This is a genomic window from Streptomyces sp. NPDC091292 (assembly GCF_044757265.1).
Classification (GTDB): Bacteria; Actinomycetota; Actinomycetes; order Streptomycetales; family Streptomycetaceae; genus Streptomyces.
The window spans coordinates 46,349-68,544 of sequence record NZ_JBIVUQ010000032.1 but is presented as its reverse complement, the minus strand read 5'-3'; the positions used below and the strand labels follow the sequence as shown (position 1 = coordinate 68,544).

Genomic DNA, 22,196 nt, shown 5'->3' with positions numbered 1-22,196 from the left:
GTCCCCTCCGTATGACGACCTCCGTCCGTCCTCGCACGGGAGGCGCGGGCCCCGCTCGGGCCGGCGCCTCCCGGCTCGTGTGGTCCCTGGCCGCCGCCCTGGTGCTCCTCGTCCTGAGCCTGTTCGCCAGCGTCATGTTCGGCAGCATGAACACGTCGTTCGGTGACGTCCTCGATGTGCTCGGGGGCCACGGCGACCCGTATGTCACGACCGTCGTCGAGTCCCGCTACCCGCGCACCGTCCTCGGTGTGCTCGCCGGTGTGTGTCTCGCCGTGGCGGGCACCCTCATGCAGGGGGTGACCCGCAATCCGCTGGCCGATCCCGGGCTGCTCGGCATCAACGCGGGTGCCGCCGCCGGAATCGTCGCGGCGACCGCGTTCCTCGGCGTCTCCGGCCAGTCGGCGACCCTGTGGTGGGCGCTGCCCGGTGCGCTGCTCGCCGGGTTCCTCGTCCATGTCATCGGCTCGACCGGGTCGGCCGGCAGCCCGGTGCGGCTTGTCCTGGCAGGTGCCGTGCTCACCGCCGTACTGACCGCGTTCATCCAGGCCGTCACTCTGTCCAGGCCGCAGATCTTCGACAGTTACCGGTACTGGGTGGTCGGCGCCCTCGGCGGCCGGGGCTACGACGTGTTCTGGTCGGTGCTCCCCTTCGCCGCCGCCGGTCTGATCGCCGCGCTGCTGCTCGGCCCCTCGCTCAACACCCTTGCCCTGGGCGACGAGTCGGCGTCCTCGCTCGGGACGAACCCCGCCGTGGTGCGGGGGGTCGGGTTGATGGCGGCGACCGTGCTCAGCGCGGCGGCGACCGCCGCTGTCGGCCCGATCGCGTTCGTCGGCCTCGCGGTCCCGCACATCGTGCGGGCGGTCGTCGGTGTCGACTTCCGCCGGCAGCTCGTCTTCTCGGCGCTGGTGGGACCGGCGCTGCTGCTGTTCGCCGATGTCGTGGGCCGTGTGCTGCTGCGCCCGCAGGAGTTGATGGTCGGCGTGGTCACGGCGTTCGTCGGCGCGCCCGCGCTGCTGTTCGCGGTGCGCCGGATGAGGGGGACCGCATGAAGACCCGGCAGAGCGTGACACCTGTTCCGGGTGCGCGAAACGGGCAGGCGCCGGACGCCGAATACACCGCACCCCGCGGATATCTGCGGATCGGCCGGACCGTGGCGCTGCCCGTCGAGCGGACCGCCGTCGTGGCGTGCCTCGTCGTCCTCGCGGTGCTCCTGATCGCCGCCGTCGCCACCCTGACGATGGGCCGGCTCGGTATCCGCCTCGCCGATCTTTCGACGGCGGTGTTCAGCGGGGCGGAGGGCAAGGACAGGTTCGTCCTCAACCGGCTGCGCGGTCCCCGTCTGTTCACGGGGATCGCCACCGGCGCCGCGTTCGGCCTGTCCGGCGCTCTGTTCCAGTCCGTGACCCGCAACCCGCTCGGCAGCCCCGACGTGATCGGGCTCAGCGCCGGCGCGGGCGCGGGCGCCGCGATCTTCGCACTGATGCTGCCCGGCGTCCCGGTCTCGCTGGGCGCTCTGCTCGGCGCCGTCCTGGCGATGGCGCTCGTCTACGTGTCCACGGGCACCGGCTTCCGCGACCCGGGCCGCCTGGTCGTCGCCGGAATCGGCGTGGCCGCCATCGCCACGGCGGTCATCCAGTACGTCGTCTATGTCGTCGAGCGCGACAAGGCGACCGTCCTGACCGCCTACCTCAACGGCAGTCTGGCCGCACGGTCCTGGTCCGACGCGACGACGATCTGGCTCGTCCTGCTCGCCACGGTGCCGCTGATCGCGCTCGTGGCACGGCATCTGACGATCAGTGAGATGGGCGACGAGATCGCGTCGGCTCTCGGCAGCGACCCCGGGCGGACCCGGACGGCGGCCGTGGTCCTGTCGATCGTGCTGGCCGCCGGCGCGGTCAGTGTGGCCGGTCCGATCGCGTTCATCGCGCTGACCGCCCCGCAGATCGCCCGGCGGGTCACCCGGGGCGCGGGCCCCCGGCTGACGCTGTCCGCGCTGATGGGCGCGGTACTGCTCGTCCTCGCCGATCTCGCCGCCCAGCAGTCGCCGGTCTTCGAGGATCTGCCCGTGGGCATCTACACCATGGCGGTCGGCGGCCTCTACCTCGGCTATCTGCTGACTCGTGAATGGAGAAGGGGAACGCTGTGAGCATCGAAGCGGGGACGGAGGCGGGTGCTGAGGTGGGTACGGAGGCGGTGGGTGCGGCGGCCGGTGCGGAGGTGGTCGCGTCCGCCGTCAAGGGGCTCGGTGCGCGGGGTGTGACCCTCGGCTACGGGGGCGCGCCCGTCGTGCGGGACGTGAGCCTCGACCTTCCGCACGGCGGGCTGACGGTCATCGTCGGCCCCAACGGCTGCGGCAAGTCGACCCTGCTGAAGTCCTTCGCCCGCGTCCTCAAGCCGGTCGAAGGGCGCGTCACACTGGACGGCACCGATGTGTCCGGACTGCGCGGCAAGGAGTTCGCCCGCCGGGTCGCGCTGCTGCCGCAGAGTCCGCTCGCGCCGGAGGGGATCAGTGTGCGCGGGCTGGTACGGCGCGGCCGGCATCCGCACCACACCCTGCTGCGGCAGTGGTCCCCCGACGACGACCGGGCCATCGCGCTGGCGCTGGACCGGGCCGGGCTCGCCGACCTCGCCGATGTGGCGGCCGGTGATCTGTCGGGCGGGCAGCGACAGCGGGCGTGGATCGCGATGGTGCTGGCGCAGGACACCGAGCTGATCCTGCTGGACGAGCCGACGACGTTCCTCGACATCGCCCACCAGTACGACCTTCTTGAGCTGTGCGCCGAGCTGAACCGTGAGGGGCGCACCATCGTCGCGGTGCTCCACGACCTCAACCAGGCGGCCCGGTTCGCCACCCATCTCGTGGTGATGGACAAGGGCCGCGTCGTCGCCGAGGGCCCGCCGGCCGACGTGGTGACGGCGGAGCTGGTCTCCGAGGTGTTCGGACTGGCCTGCGACATCGTGCCCGACCCGAGGACCGGTACGCCGATGGTGATCCCGCACGAGCGGACGGGGTGACGTCCGGGGGTGTGTCGTACGGGTGCCTGACACGGGCGCCATATTCGGGTGCGTGATCGCTCCGGCCGCGCGATCATGCACCCCATGGCGATGGCACCCCGATGTTGTGACACCCCCACGCTCACGCGGCTGCTGGCCCTGAACCGGCGAGGCACCCCGCCCGGCACCCCGGGGCACGACGTCGTCTTCGACTACACCGATGTGCTGAGGTGCTCCGCGTGCGGGGGTGGCGTGGTCGAGCACCACTCGCACGACTGCTGGGACCCCGCCGACCACGCGTCGTGGGACATGTACTGGTGGTGGCGCATCGACACCGCCGGCATGCGGCTCGTCGAGGAGTGGGCCGCCGCCTGCCCGGACCCGCTCTCCCCCACCTGCGACTGCTCTGTCCATCGCGGCCTGGGCCCCGCGACACCTCCCGGTCTCCCCCCGGCCGTGCAGACCCGGCACGAGCGGGCCGATATGCCGCGTACCGGGGTGCGGCTGGTGGACGGCCTGCCGCAGTGGGACACGGCGACGGACGGTGTCACGGCAACGGACGGAGACGAGTGACCATGCCCAACGACGACATGGGCGACAGCACGCCTCTCGCCGGCGCGATGCACGCCGACGAGGCACCCATCGACGTACCACTGGTCCGCGGGTTGCTCACCGCGCAGTTCCCGCAGTGGGCACATCTGCCGCTGACCCGGTTCCCCTCGTCCGGGACCGTCAACGCCGTGTACCGGCTCGGCGACGACCTGACCGTACGGCTGCCCCGGATCCCGGGCGGGGTCGAGGACATCGAGAAAGAGCAGCGGTGGCTGCCCCGGCTCGCCCCGCTGCTCCCCGTCGCCGTACCCGCCGTACTCGGCAAGGGCGTACCGGGCGAGGGCTACCCCTGGCCGTGGTCCGTCCACCGCTGGCTCGACGGCGACCACCCGGACGCCACCCGGCTCGCACCCACCGAAAGCACCGCCGACGACCCCGGAGACCCCGCCAACTCGGCCGATCTAGCCGATTCCACCGACCCCGCCGCCCAACTCGCCCTGGATCTCGCCGAGTTCATCACCGCCCTGCACCGCATCGATCCCACCGACGCCCCGCCCGCCTACCGTGCCGCACCGCTGGCGACCGTGGACGACGGCGCACGGGCCGCGATCCGGGACCTGCGCGGTGACATCGACACCGGTGCGGCGACCGCCGCGTGGGACGCGGCCCTGGAGGCCCCGGACTGGTCGGGCCCGCCTGTGTGGCTCCACTCCGACCTGATGCCCGGCAATCTGCTGCTGAGCCGGGGGCGGCTGAGCGCCGTGATCGACTTCGGGACCGTCGGCGTCGGCGATCCCGCGTGCGACCTGATCGTGGCGTGGAACCCGCTGCCCGCCCGCGTACGGAACGGATTCCGGGCCGCCGTCGTGCTCGACGACGCGACGTGGGCGCGCGGCCGGGGCTGGGCGTTGTGCATGGCACTCATCCAACTCCCGTACTACCGCGAGACGAATCCGGTGATCGCGGGGCATGCGCGGCATGTGATCCGGGAAGTGCTCACCGACCACAGAGCGGGCGATCACCTCCCATAACGGGCACCCTCGACACCTCGCACCCATTGCGGCGTACAGGTTAATTTCGGCGAACAACCGGGAAACAGTTGCCCCTTGCCCTGCGGACCCCTTGTTCCGTCACTATCTACGCGCGTATCTTGAGCCGGCTTTCAGTCTTCTCGCACCCCTCACACACACCCTGTTCACAGCGTGACTTTCACAGTGTCACTTCGCGAGAACACGCAAGAGAAAGAACTCAACGTGCCTCCTTCCATACCCCTGGCCCTGCGCGGCCGTCGCGCCAAGGTGATCGCCCTGGCCGTGCCCTTCGGTATCGCCGGAACGCTCATCGCGCTTCCGTTCACCGCCCAGGCGACCCCCTCGGCGGACGCGGTCGTCGCCGAGGTCTTCGGTGGCGGCGGCAACTCCGGTGCGACCCTCACCAACGACTTCGTCGAGCTGGGCAACTCCGGAAACGCCCCCTTCGACCTCTCCGGCTGGTCCGTGCAGTACCTGAGCGGCTCTCCGGGCCCGACCACCAAGTGGCAGGTCACGGAGATCAGCGGCTCCATCCCGGCCGGTGGCAGCTACCTCATCCAGGAAGCCAAGGGCGCGGGCGGCGACACCGCCCTGCCCACGCCCGACGCGGTGGGCACCATCGCCATGTCGGCGACCAGCGGCACCATCGCCCTGGTGCACTCCACCACGCCGCTGACCTGCCTGACCGCCGCCGACTGCGCCGCGGACGCCGGCATCAAGGACCTGGTGGGCTTCGGCACCGCCCTCGTCCGTGAGGGCTCGCCCGCCACCGGTGCGGGCAACACCACGTCCGTCGCGCGGAACGCCGCGCTCACCGACACGGACGACAACGCCGCCGACTTCACCGGCGGGACGCCCACCCCCCGCAACAGCGGAGGCACCGGAGGCGGCACCGACCCGTCCCCGACCCCGTCGCCCACCGACACCACCCCCGGTTCGCTGCGGATCCACGACATCCAGGGCAACACCCGGATCTCGCCGGAGAACGGCAAGTCCGTCACCAACGTGCCCGGTATCGTCACCGGCGTACGGAGCACCGGCTCCAAGGGTTACTGGATCCAGGACCCGACGCCGGACAAGGACCCGGCCACCAGCGAGGCCATCTTCGTCTTCACCGGCTCGGCGACGCCGACGGTGAAGGTCGGCGACTCGGTCCTCGTCTCCGGCAAGATCACCGAGTACTACCCCGGTGGCCAGGCCTCCGGTACGCAGTCGGTGACCGAGCTGACCGGCCCGACCTCGGTCGTGCTGTCCTCCGGCAACAAGCTGCCCGCCGCCGAGGTGATCGACGCCACCACGCTGGCCGACGCCTACGCGCCGAAGGTCAAGGGACTCAACATCGAGCCCCTGGAGCTGAAGCCCAACAAGTTCGCGCTGGACTGGCTGGAGTCCCGCGAGGGCATGCTGGTGCAGGTCAAGGACGTACGGGTGGTGGGTGCCTCCAACGCGTACAACGAGACCTGGATCACCACCAAGCCCAAGCAGAACCCGACGCCCAACGGTGGCACCGTCTACACCGGCTACGACGACCAGAACTCGGGTCGTCTGCTGATCGGGTCGCTGACCAGCGACAAGCTCAAGGCCAATGTCGGCGACACCCTCACCGGCACGACCGCCGGTCCCCTGGACTACGCCAACTACGGTGGCTACAACATCCAGTCGACCACGCTCGGCACGGTCAAGTCGGGCGGCCTCACGCCGGACGTGGCGCAGAAGGGCAAGGCCAACGAGCTGTCCGTCGCCACGTACAACGTCGAGAACCTGGACCCGCAGGAGCCGCAGAGCAAGTACGACCGGCTCGCCCAGGGCATCGTCAAGAACCTGGCGTCCCCCGACATCGTGAGCCTGGAGGAGATCCAGGACAACAACGGTGCCACCAGCGACGGTACGGTCGCGGCCGACCAGACGATGGCCAAGTTCATCGACGCCATCAAGAAGGCCGGCGGCCCGACGTACGACTGGCGCTCCATCGACCCGACGGACGGCCAGGACGGCGGCGAGCCGGGCGGGAACATCCGCAACGTCTTCCTCTTCAACCCGCAGCGGGTCAGCTTCGTCGACCGTCCGGGCGGCGACGCGACCACCGCGGTGAAGGTCGTCAACAACGGCAAGAAGGGGATCACGCTCTCGGCGTCGCCGGGCCGGATCAACCCCACGTCCGACGCCTGGAAGAGCAGCCGCAAGCCGCTGGTCGGTGAGTTCACCTTCCAGGGCCAGCAGGTGTTCGTGATCGGCAACCACTTCAACTCCAAGGGCGGCGACAAGCCGATGCACGGCGTCGCCCAGCCGCCGGTGCTCGGCTCGGAGACGCAGCGTGTCGCGCAGGCGCAGGAGGTCAACAAGTTCGTCGGCAGCCTGCTGCTGAAGGACATCAAGGCGAAGGTCGTCGTTCTCGGTGACATGAACGACTACCAGTTCTCCAAGCCCCTCACCACGCTCACCAAGGGCGGGATCCTCACGGACCTCATCAACACCCTTCCGGTGAACGAGCGGTACAGCTACGTGTACGACGGCAACTCGCAGACGCTGGACCACATCCTCGTCACCCCGGGCATCAAGAAGCCCGCCTACGAGGTCGTCCACATCAACTCGGAGTTCGCCGACCAGACGAGCGACCACGACCCGCAGGTCGTTCGCATCAAGTAAGCCGGTCCGTACCGGAGTTGATGCCCGGTACCGACCGTGAGGAGGTGTCCGTACGCTCCGGCGGGCGTACGGACACCTTTCGCTTGTCTCAGGCGCGCCGGTAGCGGTCCGCCATGGCGGCGAACACCGCCTTCGGCTCCCAGCGCTCGGTGTCGAGCACGCGCACCACACCGTACGAGCCGAGGTCCGCGGGCCCCGGCCTGCTGTAGCCGGCGAAGGTGAACCAGAGCGCGGTGTCGACGCCCTCCTCCTCGAAGATGTCGAGGAGTTCGGTGAGGTAACGCACCTGCTCGTCCTCGTCCGGCACGGCGCCGGGCGGCACCTGGTAGGCGCTGCCGCCGCGCTCGGCCGCGCCCCGATAGGCGCAGGTCCCGAACTCGGTGACGGCGACGGGCTTGCCGTGGGCGAGGTGGGCCCGTATCTCGTCGCGGAAGGTGTCGGTGTTGTACGCGGCCCGGTAGGCGTCGACGCCGACGATGTCGAACGGGCTCCAGTCGACCCACTCCCACGGTGCGGCGGCGTACGTCACCTTGCCGCCGAACTCGGCGCGGACCGTCGCCGCGGCCTCCGCGAGGAACGCGTTCAGGCGCTTCAGGACCGGGCCGAGCGCGGACCACCATGCGGCGTCGGCGCTCCCCATGGCCGCGAGCCGGTCCCCGTAGGTGTCGCCCTCGATGAAGCCGCCGCAGAACGCGCTCATCTCGCACCCGGCGACGAACACGACTTCGGCGCCGCTCCGCCGCAGCTCCTCCGCCCGCCGCGCGCACTCCGCGAAGAACGGCAGGAGCCGGTCGGGGGGAAGGTCCACGGGGAAGGGGGCGAACCACACTTCGAGCCCCGCGTCCGCCGCGCAGCGTGCGGCGACGCTCAGCCGTTCGGGGTCGCGCCCCGAGACACGTACGGCATCGCAGTGGAGTTCACCGGCGATGACCGCCATGTCGCGGCGGACCGCGTCCGGTGTGAACGTCTCGCGGGAGAGGTGGTCCCCCGGCAGGAACCCGGTGTCGTAGTTGATGCCCCGTGCGCGCACGTACCGCCCCCTCGTCCGGCCGGTGCTCGTCGCCCCGGCGCCGTCCGGCCAGGGTACGGAACCGGGTCAGGCGGGCAGGCGCGGGACGCTCTCGACCAGACGGCGTGTGTACGGGTGCCCGGGGGCGCCCAACACCTGGGCGGTGTCGCCGTGTTCCACGATCCGGCCCCGCTCCAGGACGGCCGTGCGTTCGCAGAGCGACGCGACCACCGACAGGTCGTGGGAGACCATGACGAGGGTGAGGCCCTGCTCCTGCTTCAACTCGCTGAGCAGGTCGACGACCTTGACGCGGGTCGTGACGTCGAGCGCGCTGACCGGCTCGTCGGCGAGCAGCACACGCGGGTCGCACACGGTGGCGCGGGCGATGGCGATGCGCTGGCGCTGACCGCCGGAGAACTCGTGCGGATAGCGTGCGGCGACCTCGGCCGGGAGCCCGACCCGCTCCAGCGCATCGGCCACCTTGGGCGCCGCGGTGCGCCGGGTGTCGATCCCGAGGGACCGCAGCGGCTCGGACACGATGCCGCCGACGCGCTGTCGCGGGTCGAGCGACGAGTAGGGGTCCTGGAACACGCACTGCACACTGCGCCGGAAGCGTCGCATCTGCTCACGGTCGCGCGGCGTCAGCGGTGCTCCGTCGAAGCGGACAGTGCCGGAGGTGGGGCGGGCGAGGCCGAGCAGCAGCCTCAGCAGGGTCGTCTTCCCGGCTCCGGACTCCCCGACGAGGGCCAGGCTGTGCCCGGCGTCGACGGCCAGGGAGATGTCCTCGACCACGGGCGTGGGGTGCCCCCGGTAGGCGAACGACGCCTTGTCAAGAGCCAGTACGGGGGTCATCGCGCGCTCCCGAGGTCGAGTGCCGATTCGAGTTGGCGCGCGCTGGCCACCAGCGCCCGCGTGTACTCCTCGCGCGGTGCCCGTACGAGGTCGCGTACGTCGCCCTCCTCGACGGCCCGGCCGTCCTTGAGGACCAGGACACGGTCGGTGACCTTGGCGACGACGGCGAGGTCGTGGCTGACGAAGAGGACCGCCATGTCACGTTCCTGGACGAGGGTGTCGATCAGGTCGAGCATCTCGGCCTGCACGGTGACGTCGAGCGCGGTGGTCGGCTCGTCGGCGATGAGCAGCTTCGGGTCGCAGGCGAGGGCCATGGCGAGGGCGACGCGCTGGCGCTGGCCGCCGGAGATCTCGTGCGGGAAGGCGCGGGCGATCCGGTCGGGTTCGGGCAGCCGTACCTGGTCCAGCGCTTCGGCGACGGCCCGCTTGAGCGCGTCGCCCTTCAGGCCACGGCGGCGGCCGAGGGGTTCGGCGAGCTGCCGGCCGACGCGCATCAGCGGGTCGAGCGCGGTGAGGGGTTCCTGGAACACGATGGCGGCGTCCCGGCCGCGCACCCGGGTGAGCTGTTTCTCGCCCGCGCCGACGATCTGTGTCCCGGCGAGTTCGACGCTGCCGTGCGCGGTCATGCCGTCGGGCAGCAGGCCGAGCACGGCGAGCGTGGTCAGGGACTTGCCGGAACCGGACTCGCCGATGAGGCCGAGGCGTTCTCCAGGGGCGACGGTCAGCGACAGGGCGTCGACCAGGGTGTGGCCTTCGCCGGTACGGATCGTGAGGTCGCGCACGTCGAGGAGGGTCATGTGCGCCTCCTTGAGGCCGTCGGATCGAGGGTGTCGCGCAGGCCGTCGGCGATGAGGTTCACGCCGATGACGAGCAGGACGAGGAGGATGCCGGGGGCGAGGGCGCCGGCCGGTGCGGTGGTGAAGGTGGCCTGGGCCTCCTGGAGCATGCGGCCCCACGAGGCGTTCGGCGGCGGCGCGCCCAGGCCGAGGTACGACAGGCTGGCCTCGGCGAGGATCGCGAGCCCGAACTGCAGGGCGAGGTTCACGACGAGCGTGGGCCAGATGTTGGGCAGGACGTGCCCGGTGACGATCCGGGGCCAGGTCGTGCCGGAGGTCCGCGCGGCGGTGATGAAGTCCCGCGCCAGGACCCGTTTGACGAGGATCCGCACCAGGCGGGCCACGACCGCGCTCTGGGCGAGGCCGATGGCGAGGATCGCGGAACTCAGGGTGGCCGAGCGGGCGGCGACGATGAGCATCGCGAGGAGCAGCGTCGGGAAGGCGATGAGGATGTCGAGGAACGCGGAGAGCGTGTCGTCGAGCCAGCCCTGTGCGAACGCGGCCAGGACACCCAGTGTGACGCCGACGGCCGCCGCGACGGCGACCGATCCGAGGCCGGCCTCGACGGCGATCCGCGAACCGGTCATCAGCTGTGTGAACAGGTCACGGCCGAGCTTGTCGGTGCCCAGGAAATGTCCGCCGCCGGGCGGGGCGAGCCGGCCGCCGGAGGTGTCGTCGGTGGCGTAGGGCAGCCAGAAGAAGGAGACCAGCGCCATCAGCGCGATCAGCCCGGCGAGGACACATCCGACGACGAGGGTGTACGAGCGCTTCGCGGACAGTTTCTTGCGCGGGGCGGGCGGCAGGTCCGCGGCCGGGGATTTCGGCGGGACGGGCAGGTGGTCCTTGGTCGGCTGGTTCACCGGGTGCCTCCCGACAGTCGGCCGCGCAGCCGTGGATCGATGATCCGCTGCACGAGGTCGGCGAGGAAGCCGATGACGAGGACCGCGAGCGTGGAGACGAACAGCACGCCCTGGATCACCGGGTAGTCGTGCTGGGCGATGCCGGTCGCGAGGAGGGAGCCGAGTCCGGGCAGCGCGTACACGGACTCCACGACGACGGCGCCGAGCAGCGTGGACGCCAGCTCGATACCGAGGATGGAGATCACCGGTACGGAGGCGTTGCGCAGTCCGTGCCGCCACATGGCCCCGCCGAAGGAGGAGCCGAGCGCCCGCGCGGTGCGCAGATAGTCGCTGTCGAGGACGTCGAGCGTCGCCGATCTGACGTAGCGGATCAGGGACGCGCTCATCACCAGGGCGATGGTGACGACCGGCAGGACGAGGGAGCGGATCGCCTGGGCCGAGTCGGACCAGCCGTCCTGCGGGAACCCTCCGGCGGGGAGCCAGCCCGCGTTGAGCGCCAGGACGGCGATGAGGATCATGCCGAGCCAGAACACGGGTACGGCGAGGCCGAGTTGGGACACGCCGCTGAGGAGGGCCCCGTACCAGGTGCGGCGGCGGTGGGCGGCGACGAAGCCCGCCGGTACCGCGATGAGGATCGCCAGGACGAACGCGGCGAGGGTGAGCGGGATCGTCACGTTCAGGCGGGCGCTGACCTCGGGGCCGACCGGCAGCGAGCTGACGAACGACGTGCCGAGGTCACCGCCCGCCAGTTGCCCGATCCAGTGCACGAACTGCTCGGGCAGCGGCTTGTCGGAGCCGATGGAGTGCCGGGCCGCCGCGATCTGCTCGGGGCTCGCGCCCACGGAGGTGAGTGCGTTCGCGGGGTCGCCCGGCAACATCCGGAGCAGCACGAACAGCACCACGCTCGCGAGCGCGAGGGACACGAGCAGGAAGGCGAAGCGGCGCAGGAGGTACCGCGCCATCAGCCCTTCTTGATGTCGTAGGCGAAGAACTGCGAGTTGAGACCGTTGACCGGGTAGCCGGACAGCTTGCTGTTGGCGACGACGATCTGCGGGTACAGGTACAGCCAGTCGCTGGCCGCGTCCTCGGCGGTCTTGCGGTTGACCTTCTTCAGGAGTTCGGTCTGCTCGGCCGTGCTGGACGCCTCCTCGGCCTGCTTGACCCAGTCGGTGACCTGCTTGTTGTCGTAGCCCCAGTAGAAGTCGGGGTTGCCGTACCAGACCAGGTCGCGGTCGTTGACGTGCTCCTGGAGGGTGGCCGTGAAGTCGTGGTTCTTGTAGACCTTCGTGTACCACTCGTCGGGCGTGATGGTGTTGATGTCCACCGTGATGCCGACCTTGGCGAGCTGCGACTTGATGAACGTCGCGGCGGTCGGGTGCGGGTCGTAGTTGGGGGTGTCGAGCGTGAAGGTGAAGCCGTCCTTGTAGCCCGCCTCGTCGAGGAGCTTCTTCGCGCGCGCCGTGTCGTAGGCGTTGACGTCGGTCAGGTCCTCGTACCACGGGTCGGTGGGCGGCACCATCGAGCCGATGAGCTTGCCGTAGCCGCCCCAGACGGACTCCAGGAGCTTCTTGTCGTCGATGGCGGACGAGACGGCCTGGCGGACCTTGACGTCCGTGAAAGGCTTGGCCTTGTCGTTGAAGGCGAGGAGCAGCTTGGTGGTCGAGTTGCCGTCGGTGACCTTGTAGTTCTGGTTGCTCTTGAACTGGTCGAGCGCGTCGGGCGACTGCTCGCTGGTGACGACGTCGACGGCGTTGGTCAGCAGCGCGTTGTTCAGCGCGGTCGCGTCCTTGAAGTAGTGGAAGACGACCTGCTTGTTCTTGGCGGCGGTGCCCCAGTAGCCGGCGAACCGGTCGAGGCTGAGCGCGGAGCCACGGGTCCACTTCTTCAACTGGTACGGGCCGGTGCCGTCCTCGCTGGTCTTCAGGTCCTTCGCCTCGGAGTTGATGATCCAGACGTAGGACAGGTTGTAGACGAAGGAGATCGACTTCTGCGAGAGCTGGACCTTGACGGTGCGGGCGTCGGGCGTCTCTATGGACTTGATGACCTCAAGGTTGCTCTTGCGCGCGGACTGCGAGTCCTTCGCGATCACCTTCTCCAGGCTGTACTTGACGTCGGCGCTGGTGAGGGCCTTGCCGCTGTGGAACTTGACGCCGTCCTTCAGGGTGAAGGTGTAGGTGAGGCCGTCGTCGCTGACCTTGTGGTCATCGGCGAGGAGCTTCTCGACCTTGCCGTCGTCGGTGAGCTTGAACAGGCCCTCGTAGACATTGCCGTTCAGGGCCTCGGTGACGCCCTGGCCGCCGCCTCCGGTGTTGTCGAGGTTCTGCGGCTCGTAGAGCGAACCGATGTTGACGGTCGCGTTCTTGTCGAAGGACCCGCCGGACGCGCCGCCTCCGTTCGAGCCGGACCCGCCGCAGGCGCTGAGGGTGACGGCGAGGGCAGCGGCGGCGGCGACGCCGTAGAGGGAGTTCTTCCTGATGCTCATGAGGGGTACGCGCTTTCGTGCGGCGGGGCGGGGCGGGGCGAAGAGGTGGGGAGGTGCGTGCGGTCCGGTCGGTTCCGGTCCGGTCAGTACTGGGCGGGGAAGCCGTCGCGGAAGACGGGAAGCTTCTCACCGGCCCGGACGGGCAGGTGGAAACGGTTCTGCCGCGGCGGCATGGGACAGTTGTACTGATCGGAGTACCCGCAGGGCGGCACGAAAGCACGGTTGAAGTCGAGGCGGACCCGGTCGTCCCCGGTGCGGGTGACGAAGAGGAAGCGTCCGGCACCGTAGGTGGTGTCGCCGTTGGTGGGGTCGCCGAAGACGAGCAGCAGGGTGCCGTCGTCGTCGAAGGCGCTCAGGGTGTATGCGCGGCCGTCCACGGTGAGCGTGATGTCGCCCGGTACGACGAGGTCACGCGTGCCCCCGTTGTCGCGGATGTGCTCGAACGCGACCCGGCGGGCCCCCGGCACCGGTGTGAAGGTGGCGTCGAGGACCCAGTCCGGGTCGTGGGTGAAGGTGTCGGTGTGCTCGAAGTGCCGGATCGCGGGGGACTCGGCGTCCCAGAACCGGAGCCCGAACTCGGGCTCGCCGGTGACCAGGTCGGTGCGCCGCACTGTGGTGACCGTCACATGCGCGGGCTGTCCGGCGCGGGCCGCTTCGAGGTCCGGCAGCTCACCGGCCGGCAGCCAGCGGGTCTCCACGAGGGCGAGGTTGCCGGTGGGCGAGGTGAGCGAGCGGGCCCGCTCGGCACGCCAGGCGTCCCACTCCCCGGCGGGGTCGGCGGTCGGCGGATCGGGGGTTGCGCCGACGGTCGGCTGATCCGGGGCAGCGGCATGGGACACGGCATGACTCATTCGCGTAGACGATCGTCGACTGTCACGCCTCGAATGTCACGCTGCGTACAGTTCAACCCAAAGGCCCTCCTTTATCTTCTAAAAGGTCGGCTAATGTCAAGTTGTCCTGCATGCTGAGACGGTTCGTGAGACGGCCGACCTGACGGCGAGTGACACGAGTCACTTTCGGACGACGCCCAGCGCGGGCAGCACCGTCTCCGCCACCCGGTACGCCTCCTCCAGGAGCGGGTTCCCGGACAGGATGAAGGTGTCGACGCCCAGGTCCTCGAACTCCTTCAGCCGCTCCACGACCTGCGTGGTCGATCCGACGACCGCCGTGCCGGGCCCCGGCCGGAACAGGCTCATGCCGGGCCACAGATTCGGGTGGACCTCCAACTCCCGTGCGCGGGCGGGCACCCGGCCGCCGTGCTGACGGAACTGCCGCTGCCAGCCCACACCGTCCTCGCCCGCGCGGTCGCCGAGCTGCCGTGCGTAGGTGGCCTGGCTGGTGACGTCGAGCAGCCGGTCGGCCGCCGCCCACGCCTCGTCCTCGGTGTCGCGGACGATCAGATGCAGCCGCAGCCCGAGGCGCAGGGTCCGCTCGTACGCGGCGGCCCGCTCACGGACCCGGTCGAGCTTGTCCTTGAGCAGATGCGGCGGCTCACCCCAGGTGAGATAGGTGTCGACGTGCTCCGCCGCCATCTCGATGCCCGGGGCCGACGAGCCGCCGAACCACAGCGGGATGTGCGGTCTCTGCACCGGCTTCAGATCGCGGAAGGAAGCGCCCGCGTCCTTCAGGTCGTAGAACCTGCCGTGGTGGTCGAAGACCTCCCCCGCCGTCAGCCGCTTCACGAGCGACCAGTACTCGGCGCTCAGGGCGTACCGCTCGTCGTGCTCGACGTGCAGCCCGTACTCACCGAGGGTGCGGGTCGAGCCATTGACGACGTTGAACCGCAGCCGCCCGCCGAACAGCGTGTCGAAGGTGAGTGCCGTCTTCGCGAGCAGCGTCGGTGACATCAGGCCCGGGTGCACCGCGAGCAGCGGCTTGAAGCGGGTACTGGTGGACGCGGCGAGCGCGCTGCCGAGCGGCCACACGTCGTACAGGTCGGTGGCGAGCAGGGCGCCCGTGAAGCCGAGGCGTTCGACGGTGCCGGCGAGCTGCTGGAGGTAACCGAGGTCGACCGGCCTGCGGCCCTCCGGCTCCCAGGGGTAGGCGCCTTCGCGGGGAATGATGTACCAGAGGACTTCGGATGCCATGGTGCGCTCCCTCAGGCCGTCCGGGCGGCGACGGCGTCCGCGACCGTCACCGGCCGCTCGATGAAGCCGATCCGCGCGAAGATGTCGGCGGCCTCCTGCTGCTCGGCGAGGAACGCCTCGCTCACGTCCTCGATGTCCCAGGGCAGGGCGCGCAGCGCGGTCTCCCAGTCGTCGGCGGTGCCGCCCTGTTCACCGGCCGCGATCCGAGCCGCCTCCCGTGGATGGGCCGCCGCCCACGCGTCCGCGCGGCGCAGCGCCCGGGTCAGCGCCGCCACCACCTCGGGCCTGTCCTGCGCCAGTTCCCTGCGGGTGAAGAACACGGACCGGTCCGTGATGACGTCGCCGGTGGCGGCCAGGACACGGACACCTCCGGCCCGCCGGGCCGCCACGAGCTGCGGTCCCTGCGCGACCCAGGCCGCGATCTCCCCGGCCCTCAGCAGCTTCTCGCTGTCCTCGCCGCTCCGCTCGGGGGTGATGTCGGTGGCGTACGACAGTCCGGCACCGTCCAGGGCCTTCGCGACGAGGTGGGTCTGCCACGAACCGATCGCGAGATGGACGGTGCCACCTTTCAGGTCGGCGACCGTGCGGGCCGGGCTGTCCTCGGTCACCAGGAGCGCGCCGTGGTCGGGCCGGGGCGCCGAGACGGCGGTGTACACGATGTCGTGCCCGGCTGCCTGCGCGGTGACGGGCGGTGTGGACCCGGTGCCGCCGAAGTCGATGACACCCTCGGTGAGGAGTTCCCCGGTGCGCACACCGTTGGTGTACGTGTGGAACGCGACGGTCTCGCCGACGGTCGCCAGCTCCTCGGCCGCGTAGTCGAGGCGGGAGAGGTAGTAGAGGGACGGGTTGCTGTGGTGGACACCTATGGTGACGGTCATTCAGATCACTCCGGGTTCTGGGGTGGCGGTGCGGGTGGGTGCGGCGGGCGTGGATACGGGGGTGGGCGCGGGGGTCGGTTCGGAGGAGGCCGGTTCAGGGGTGGGTGTGTCGGGCGGGGCGGGGGTGCGGACCCCGAGGTCGGCGAGGAGCCGTCTGCGCAGGGCAGCGAACGCCGGGTCGCCGGGGTCGCGGGGCCGGGGCACGGTGACGGTCTCGTCGGTCACGAGGCGTCCGTCGCGCAGGACGCACACCCGGTCGGCGAGGCGTACGGCCTCCTCGACGTCGTGCGTCACGAGCAGCACGGCGGGCCGGTGCACCCGGCACAGCTCGCCCACCAGGTCCTGCATCCTGAGCCGCGTGAGGGCGTCGAGCGCCGCGAACGGCTCGTCGAGGAGCAGGAGTTCGGGTTCGCGGACGAGTGCGCGGGCCAGTGCCACGCGCTGCGCCTCACCGCCGGACAGCGTGACGGGCCAGGCGCGGGCGTGCCGCTCAAGACCCACCTCGGCCAGCGCCCGCCGCCCCCGCTCGGCCTCGCCCCGGGGCAGCGCCACGGTCACATTCGCGAGAACCCGCTTGGACGGTACGAGACGCGGCTCCTGGAAGACGACGGTACGCGCCTCCGGCACCAGGACCTCTCCCCCGTCGGCGCCGTCCAGGGCGCCGAGAATCCGCAGCAGCGTCGTCTTGCCGCTGCCGCTCGCCCCGAGGAGCGCCACGAACTCGCCCCGGGCGACGGTGAGATCCAGCCCGTCGAGTACGGCCCGGGTGCCGAAGACCCGGCGCAGGCCGCTGACGTGGACGGCGGTACTCATCGGCCCGCCCCCTGACCCGCCGTACGCCACGGCATCACGAACCGTTCAAGCAGCCGCACCAGACCGTCGGCCACCAGACCGAGCAACCCGTACACAAGGATGCAGACGGCGAGGATGTCGGTGCGCGCGTAGCTCTGCGCCTGCGCCATCAGGTAGCCGATGCCCGCCGTGGCGTTGATCTCCTCGGCGGCGATCAGCGCGATCACACTGAGCGTCATCGACAGACGCAGCCCGGCGAGCAGCGAGGGCAGGGCGCCCGGCAGGACGACCTCGCGGACGACGGCGAGCCTGCTCATCCCGAAGCTCCGCATCGCCTCGACCAGTTTGCGGTCGCTGTTGCGGACCCCGCTCGATGTGGACACGTACATGGGGAAGGTGGTGGCGACGGCGATCAGCAGGATCTTCGCGACCTCGTTGATGCCGAACCACACCATGAACAGGGGGACGAGCGACAGGAACGGGATGGTGCGCAGGGTCTGGAGCGAGGAGTCGAGGAGTTCGTCGCCGAGCCGGGTGAAGCCGGTGACGATTCCGAGGGTCAGCCCGGCGGTGAGCCCGATGAGCAGGCCGATACCGGACCGGGTGAGCGAGGTGGCCAGCGCGTCGGGCAACTGGCCGTTGCCCCACAGCTCCCCCGTCGCGCGCAGCACACCGGCGGGCGAGGCGAGCACGTCCGGCGTGAGCGCACCGGTCGCCGACGCCACCCACCAGAGCACGAGCAGTGCCAGCGGGCCGAGGGCCCGTACGGTGAGGTGGTAGGTGCGGGAGCGGGCGCGGCGGACGGGTGCGCGCGGGGTCACCAGGCCCGGCGGCTCCTTGGCGATCGGTGACTCCCCGGCGGACGGTGGCTTCCCGGCGGTCGGTGCCTCCGCGGTGACGGGCGGCGGTTCGGCGGACGGTTCTTGGCCGGGCGCCGGGGCCCGCTTGTCCGTCCGTACCACCGTCACGACAGAGTCCTGATGTCGATGAGGTGCGCGGCGACGTCGACCTCGTCCGGGGTGACCTTCTGCTCGGCGTAGAACCGCGCCACGTCCTTGAACCGCCGGATGTCGGCGTCGGTGATCGGTTCGACGGTGCCGCCCTGGCGGGTGAAGTCGATCTGTACGCGCTTGGCCTCGCCGTTCAGTGACTGCGGTCCGGCGTCCGTGGTGACGTTGAGGTACGCCTCCGGGTCCTTCTTCTCGCGGGCGCTGCCGTCGTGCAGGTAGGTGTAGAGGGCCTTCACGATCTCCGGGTGCTGCTCGGCGAACGCGGTGCGCACGGCGGTGAGGCTGTAGTTGTCGGAGCCCAGGGCTTTGCCGTCGGCGACGAAGTGCGCCTTTCCGGTGCCGAGTTCGGCCACCGAGTACGTCGCCCAGACGGCCCAGGCGTCGACCTTGCCGGTGTTGAAAACGGCGGCGGTCTGATCGGGGCGCAGATACACGCGCTCGACCTTTTCCGCGGGGATGCCTTCCTTGGCGAGCGCCTTCAGCAGCAGGTACTCCCCGGTACCGCCCTTGTTGACGGCGACCTTCTTCCCTGCGAGGTCCCGCAAGGAGTCGATGCCGGAGCCGTTCTTGGCGAGGATCCCCTCACCGACGGGATCGGGCGCGGTCGCCGTGAAGAACTTGAACCCGGGGGTCTGCGCCAGGGAGGTGATGCCGGAGGTGATCGAGCCGGTGGCGATGTCGAGCTGGTCGGCGTTCATGGCCTGCGCGGCGGGTGCGAAGGGTCCCGCGCTGCCGGTCCACTCGACCTTCGCGTGCACCTTGGCGAGCGCCTTCGCCAGCGAACCGTCCTTCTTGCCGACGGCGAGGACACCGGAGTTGCCGGGGTCCGGGATACGGACGGTGACCTGGCCGCCGCCGGACGGGCTGCCCGTGCCGGCCTCCGATGTGCCGCAGCCGGTGAGGGCGGCGAGCGCGGCGGTGGCTGCGAGGGCGGGGGCGAGTCTGGGGATGCGGAGGTGCATGGCGGTTCCTTAGGTGTCCGTTCGGGGCGTGGTGGCGGTGGCGGTGACGGTGGCTGTCGTGGTGAGGGGTGCGGCGGGGTGCGTCCCGTTGTGCTCCGCCGCGCGGCGGAGGCGGGCGCGGCGCAGGGGTTCGGGGTCGGCCCAGGCCCGTACGTCGACGGGTTCGGGCAGGAAGCCGAGTGCCCGCAGACCCGCTTCCTGCTGGGCGAGCAGGGTGAGGCGTTCCTCGGACAGGTCCGGGTGGAGGGTGCGGTGGGTGCCCGGCCGGTAGGCACCGGTGACACCCTCGGCGCCCGCGCCGGTCTCGGCACCGAGGATCCGGGCGACCTCGTCGGGCCGCCCGGCCGCCCAGTCGGCGGCGCGGAGCAGCACCGCGAGGAAGCGGTCCACGAGGTCGGGGTACTCGTCGAGGAGGCGCTGATGGACGGTGAGGGGGCGCGGGGTGCCGTTGTTGACGCGGTGGGTCCGGTCCGGCAGGTCGTCGAGTTCGACGGCGACCTCGGCCCCGGCGCGCCGCGCGGCCTCCACCGCGAGGGCGCCCTTGACGTACACGGCGTCGACGTCGCCCCGCCGCAGCGCGGCCAGTTCGGCGGCCCACTGCCCGGAGTGCCCGTCGGCGGATACGTCGGTGAGCCGGGCGTCGTCCAGGGTGTGCCCGGCCGACGCGAGCGCGCCCTCGAAGCCGCGCAGGGCCATGGCCCGCCAGAAGTCGATGGCGACGGTGTGCCGGGGGACGGCCAGGCGCAGTCCGCGCAGGCCCCCGGCGCCCCGGATGCCGGAGCCGGGAGCGACGAGGACGGTCTGGCGCTCCTCGATCCAGGTGAGCCCGATCAGCCGGGTCGCCCCACCACGGGAACGGGCCCACAGCGCGGGCACGTTGCCGCCCTCGCGGAACAGTCCGGGCAGTTCGTGTGTGAAGTGGGTCCGGCGGGCCGCCGCGTCCACGTCGTCGGCGGTGTCCTGGAGGGACCGTACGGCGATGCCGTCGGCGGCGAACTCATCGGTCAGCCAGTGCCGGTCGGCGGCGACACCGGTCGCGGTGGGTACGGGACAGCGGGTGAACCAGAGGGTGTCGGGTACGGGGGCATGCGTCATGAGGGCTTCCCGGGGTGGAGAGATAGGGGTGCGGTGGGGCGCGGTGCAATGGGTGGTGCGGGGAGGTGTGGACGTACGTGTGCCTGTCCCGGCGAAGGTGTGTGCGGGGAGCGCGTGTGGTTACGGCCGGAGAGAACCGGTGATGTGGCGCGCGCGGCCCGGGTACGCGGTCAGCGACAGACGGCGCTGGAGACGCGGCCGAGGTCGATGTGGCGGCGCGTGGTGAGAGCGCGGGACACGGTGGGTGCGCCGCCCGGCACCGACACCGGCACGGGTATGAGTGCGACCACGTGTGCGGGCAGAACGGCAGCAGCGGTCTCGGCGGTGTGCGGCACGGCGGCTGCTCCCTTCTGCTCGGCTCTACTCGGCTCTGCTCGGCTCTCGGTGGCCGCAGCCTGGCACGGCTCCGGACACCCCGGCAAGCCGCTTCCCATGATGTGGGACCGGACATGAACAGAATGTTTCACCAGGCGATTTGGCCGCTCCAAGGGTGCCGTAATGTGGGAAACAATCGAACGGAGGAGCCCCGATGAGTCGAGCGGTGGACGCGCGTCCGCCCGCCGGCGCGCAGGCCGTACGGCGCGCCCTGGACGTCCTGCACTGTTTCCATGACAACGCGCCCGACCTCAGCGCGTCGGAGCTGGCCCGCCGTCTCGACCTGTCGACGTCCACCGCGCACCGGCTCGCGCGGACGCTGCTCGGCGCCGGTTTCCTGGAGCAGGACGCCCGCACGGCCCGCTACCGACTGGGTCCCGCCGTCACGGAGTTGGGTCGTCTCTCGTACCACCAACGGGGTCTGCATCTGGCCGCGCCCGAGCTGGCCGACCTCGCGCACCGCACGGGTGCCACCGCCGACCTCGCACTGCGCAGCGGGCCGCACGCGGTGATCGTTGCGGGTGGTTCCGTCACCCCGAAGGTCGGACTGCGCCGACCGCTGCACTCGACGGCGCTCGGCAAGGTGCTGCTCGCCTGGCCCCGTCCGGGTGAGACCGGCTCGGCCGCGCTGCCACCCCTGCGCGCGTTCACGGACCGCACCATCGTCGACCCCGCTCTCCTCGCCGAGGAACTGGAGCGTGTGCGGGCCGCCGCCTACGCGCTCAACGACGGTGAATCGGCCCACGGGGTAAGGACTTTGGCGGTGCCGTTGCTCGACCGTACGGAGTCGGCGCGCTTCGCTTTGGCGGTGCGTGCCACCCCGCAGGTGATCACCCATGAGCGGATGGACTGGTTCCTCGCGCAGGCCCGTATGTGTGTCCAGGCGCTGGAGATTCTGCTGCTGTCACCTTCCGAGCGCAGGCAGGTGCCATTGCCATGACACATGGGTGTGCGTGATGCGGAGGTAACATCCGACCTCAACACCCATGAAGCCCGGAGGAATCGGAAGCCAATGCCGGACAACACACTCAAGTCGCAGTACGCGGCTCAGGTCGAGGCCGACCTGGAGCAGAACGTCAAGGAACAGGACCGCATCTCGACGGAGATCACGGCGCTCCAGGAGCAACTGCGCTCGTTGGAGGCGGACAAGGTCCTGCTGGAGGGGATGCGGCAGGCGCTCGACGTCCGTGCCGCGACCGCCGGCGGTTCGGCCACCGCGCTGCCCCAGCCGCGTACCCCCGGCAAGGCCGTCACCCGGACGGCCGGAAAGCGGAAGACCAAGTCGGCCGCACCGAAGGGCAGTTCGAAGGGGGCGGAGAAGCCGACCACCGGCAAGAGCGCGGGCAAGGGCTCGGACAAGGGCGCGTCCGCCGGACGGGAGGGCACCCTGCGCGAGGCCGTGGCCACCTTCCTCGGCGGTCAGCAGGAGCCGCGCTCCGCCGCCGAGGTCGCGACCGCGCTCGCCGAGGAGCACCCGGACCGCAAGATCGGCCTCACCGTCATCCGGAACACCCTCGAAGGTCTCGTCGCCAAGGGCCAGGCCCAGCGGACCAAGCAGCAGCGGTCCGTCTTCTACACGGCGTCCGACGCGGCCGGCACGGATGCCGGCGGCGCGCCGGAGGCCGGGTCGGAAGCGGCTTCGGTCAGTGGGACGGAGGGCACGCCGGCCGGCGACGGACAGAGCTGAAGCCCGCGTGGGCAGATCCGCCCCCCGCGCCCCGGCCGTACGCCGTCT

General features: G+C 70.8%; 22 protein-coding genes. 8 read left to right on the top strand and 14 right to left on the bottom strand.

The features are described from left to right. Positions 1-11 precede the first annotated feature (11 nt). The 6 genes from ACIQNU_RS41290 to ACIQNU_RS41265 all read left to right on the top strand — a co-directional run bounded on the left by ACIQNU_RS41290 (position 12) and on the right by ACIQNU_RS41265 (position 7,223). Positions 12-1,049, top strand: coding sequence for a FecCD family ABC transporter permease (locus ACIQNU_RS41290; protein ID WP_401377076.1), 1,038 nt, complete (start codon positions 12-14; stop codon positions 1,047-1,049). Next, positions 1,046-2,146, top strand: coding sequence for a FecCD family ABC transporter permease (locus tag ACIQNU_RS41285; protein ID WP_401377074.1), 1,101 nt, complete (start codon positions 1,046-1,048; stop codon positions 2,144-2,146). Before ACIQNU_RS41290 ends, ACIQNU_RS41285 begins: the two co-directional genes overlap by 4 nt. Then, the gene (locus ACIQNU_RS41280; RefSeq protein WP_401377071.1) at positions 2,143-3,015 is read left to right on the top strand and encodes an ABC transporter ATP-binding protein; all 873 of its coding nucleotides are present in this window, start codon (positions 2,143-2,145) and stop codon (positions 3,013-3,015) included. Before ACIQNU_RS41285 ends, ACIQNU_RS41280 begins: the two co-directional genes overlap by 4 nt. A gap of 84 nt (positions 3,016-3,099) precedes the next feature. Next, positions 3,100-3,567: a hypothetical protein gene (locus ACIQNU_RS41275; protein WP_401377068.1), complete on the top strand. Its 468-nt coding sequence runs from the start codon at positions 3,100-3,102 to the stop codon at positions 3,565-3,567. Positions 3,568-3,569: 2 nt separating this feature from the next. Beyond that, positions 3,570-4,577, top strand: coding sequence for an aminoglycoside phosphotransferase family protein (locus tag ACIQNU_RS41270; protein ID WP_401377066.1), 1,008 nt, complete (start codon positions 3,570-3,572; stop codon positions 4,575-4,577). Positions 4,578-4,799: 222 nt separating this feature from the next. Beyond that, on the top strand, positions 4,800-7,223 hold the full coding sequence (locus tag ACIQNU_RS41265) for a lamin tail domain-containing protein (RefSeq protein WP_401377063.1): 2,424 nt from the start codon (positions 4,800-4,802) through the stop codon (positions 7,221-7,223). Between the two features lie 88 nt (positions 7,224-7,311). On the opposite strand, the gene ACIQNU_RS41260 is transcribed toward ACIQNU_RS41265, so the two are convergent. The 14 genes from ACIQNU_RS41260 to ACIQNU_RS41195 form a co-directional block, all read right to left on the bottom strand. Further along, the gene (locus ACIQNU_RS41260; RefSeq protein WP_401377060.1) at positions 7,312-8,253 is read right to left on the bottom strand and encodes a hypothetical protein; all 942 of its coding nucleotides are present in this window, start codon (positions 8,251-8,253) and stop codon (positions 7,312-7,314) included. Between the two features lie 66 nt (positions 8,254-8,319). Next, positions 8,320-9,084 carry an ABC transporter ATP-binding protein gene (locus tag ACIQNU_RS41255; protein ID WP_401377057.1) on the bottom strand — a complete coding sequence of 255 codons (765 nt, stop codon included), beginning with the start codon at positions 9,082-9,084 and terminating at the stop codon, positions 8,320-8,322. Continuing rightward, positions 9,081-9,881: an ATP-binding cassette domain-containing protein gene (locus tag ACIQNU_RS41250; RefSeq protein ID WP_401377054.1), complete on the bottom strand. Its 801-nt coding sequence runs from the start codon at positions 9,879-9,881 to the stop codon at positions 9,081-9,083. The genes ACIQNU_RS41255 and ACIQNU_RS41250 overlap by 4 nt, the downstream gene beginning before the upstream one ends. Continuing rightward, positions 9,878-10,780 (bottom strand): ABC transporter permease, encoded by a 903-nt coding sequence (locus ACIQNU_RS41245; RefSeq protein WP_401377051.1) that lies wholly within the window; start codon positions 10,778-10,780, stop codon positions 9,878-9,880. The genes ACIQNU_RS41250 and ACIQNU_RS41245 overlap by 4 nt, the downstream gene beginning before the upstream one ends. Beyond that, the gene (locus ACIQNU_RS41240) at positions 10,777-11,742 is read right to left on the bottom strand and encodes an ABC transporter permease (RefSeq protein WP_401377048.1); all 966 of its coding nucleotides are present in this window, start codon (positions 11,740-11,742) and stop codon (positions 10,777-10,779) included. Before ACIQNU_RS41240 ends, ACIQNU_RS41245 begins: the two co-directional genes overlap by 4 nt. After that, on the bottom strand, positions 11,742-13,262 hold the full coding sequence (locus tag ACIQNU_RS41235) for an ABC transporter substrate-binding protein (RefSeq protein ID WP_401377046.1): 1,521 nt from the start codon (positions 13,260-13,262) through the stop codon (positions 11,742-11,744). Before ACIQNU_RS41235 ends, ACIQNU_RS41240 begins: the two co-directional genes overlap by 1 nt. Positions 13,263-13,345: 83 nt before the next feature. After that, positions 13,346-14,113 carry a DUF1684 domain-containing protein gene (locus tag ACIQNU_RS41230; RefSeq protein ID WP_401377043.1) on the bottom strand — a complete coding sequence of 256 codons (768 nt, stop codon included), beginning with the start codon at positions 14,111-14,113 and terminating at the stop codon, positions 13,346-13,348. 159 nt (positions 14,114-14,272) lie between these two features. Beyond that, positions 14,273-15,349, bottom strand: a complete 1,077-nt coding sequence (locus ACIQNU_RS41225) for an LLM class flavin-dependent oxidoreductase (protein WP_401377040.1) — start codon at positions 15,347-15,349, stop codon at positions 14,273-14,275. Between the two features lie 11 nt (positions 15,350-15,360). After that, positions 15,361-16,227 carry an ABC transporter substrate-binding protein gene (locus ACIQNU_RS41220; RefSeq protein ID WP_401377037.1) on the bottom strand — a complete coding sequence of 289 codons (867 nt, stop codon included), beginning with the start codon at positions 16,225-16,227 and terminating at the stop codon, positions 15,361-15,363. Continuing rightward, complete coding sequence (locus ACIQNU_RS41215; RefSeq protein ID WP_401377034.1) at positions 16,228-17,040, bottom strand: ABC transporter ATP-binding protein; 813 nt, start codon at positions 17,038-17,040, stop codon at positions 16,228-16,230. It abuts the gene before it with no gap. After that, positions 17,037-17,864 (bottom strand): ABC transporter permease, encoded by an 828-nt coding sequence (locus tag ACIQNU_RS41210; RefSeq protein ID WP_401377128.1) that lies wholly within the window; start codon positions 17,862-17,864, stop codon positions 17,037-17,039. The genes ACIQNU_RS41215 and ACIQNU_RS41210 overlap by 4 nt, the downstream gene beginning before the upstream one ends. Before the next feature lie 119 nt (positions 17,865-17,983). After that, positions 17,984-18,991, bottom strand: a complete 1,008-nt coding sequence (locus tag ACIQNU_RS41205) for an NrtA/SsuA/CpmA family ABC transporter substrate-binding protein (RefSeq protein ID WP_401377033.1) — start codon at positions 18,989-18,991, stop codon at positions 17,984-17,986. A 9-nt stretch (positions 18,992-19,000) separates the two neighbouring features. Then, positions 19,001-20,086, bottom strand: a complete 1,086-nt coding sequence (locus ACIQNU_RS41200; RefSeq protein ID WP_401377030.1) for an ABC transporter substrate-binding protein — start codon at positions 20,084-20,086, stop codon at positions 19,001-19,003. A 170-nt stretch (positions 20,087-20,256) separates the two neighbouring features. Next, a complete protein-coding gene (locus tag ACIQNU_RS41195) occupies positions 20,257-20,421 on the bottom strand; it encodes a putative leader peptide (protein WP_401377027.1) in 165 nt (54 codons plus the stop codon). A gap of 194 nt (positions 20,422-20,615) precedes the next feature. On the opposite strand from ACIQNU_RS41195, the gene ACIQNU_RS41190 reads away from it, so the two are divergent. Together ACIQNU_RS41190 and ACIQNU_RS41185 are read left to right on the top strand one after the other, a co-directional pair. After that, complete coding sequence (locus tag ACIQNU_RS41190; RefSeq protein ID WP_401377024.1) at positions 20,616-21,401, top strand: IclR family transcriptional regulator; 786 nt, start codon at positions 20,616-20,618, stop codon at positions 21,399-21,401. 72 nt (positions 21,402-21,473) lie between these two features. Next, positions 21,474-22,148, top strand: coding sequence for a hypothetical protein (locus tag ACIQNU_RS41185; RefSeq protein WP_401377021.1), 675 nt, complete (start codon positions 21,474-21,476; stop codon positions 22,146-22,148). Positions 22,149-22,196 lie beyond the last annotated feature (48 nt).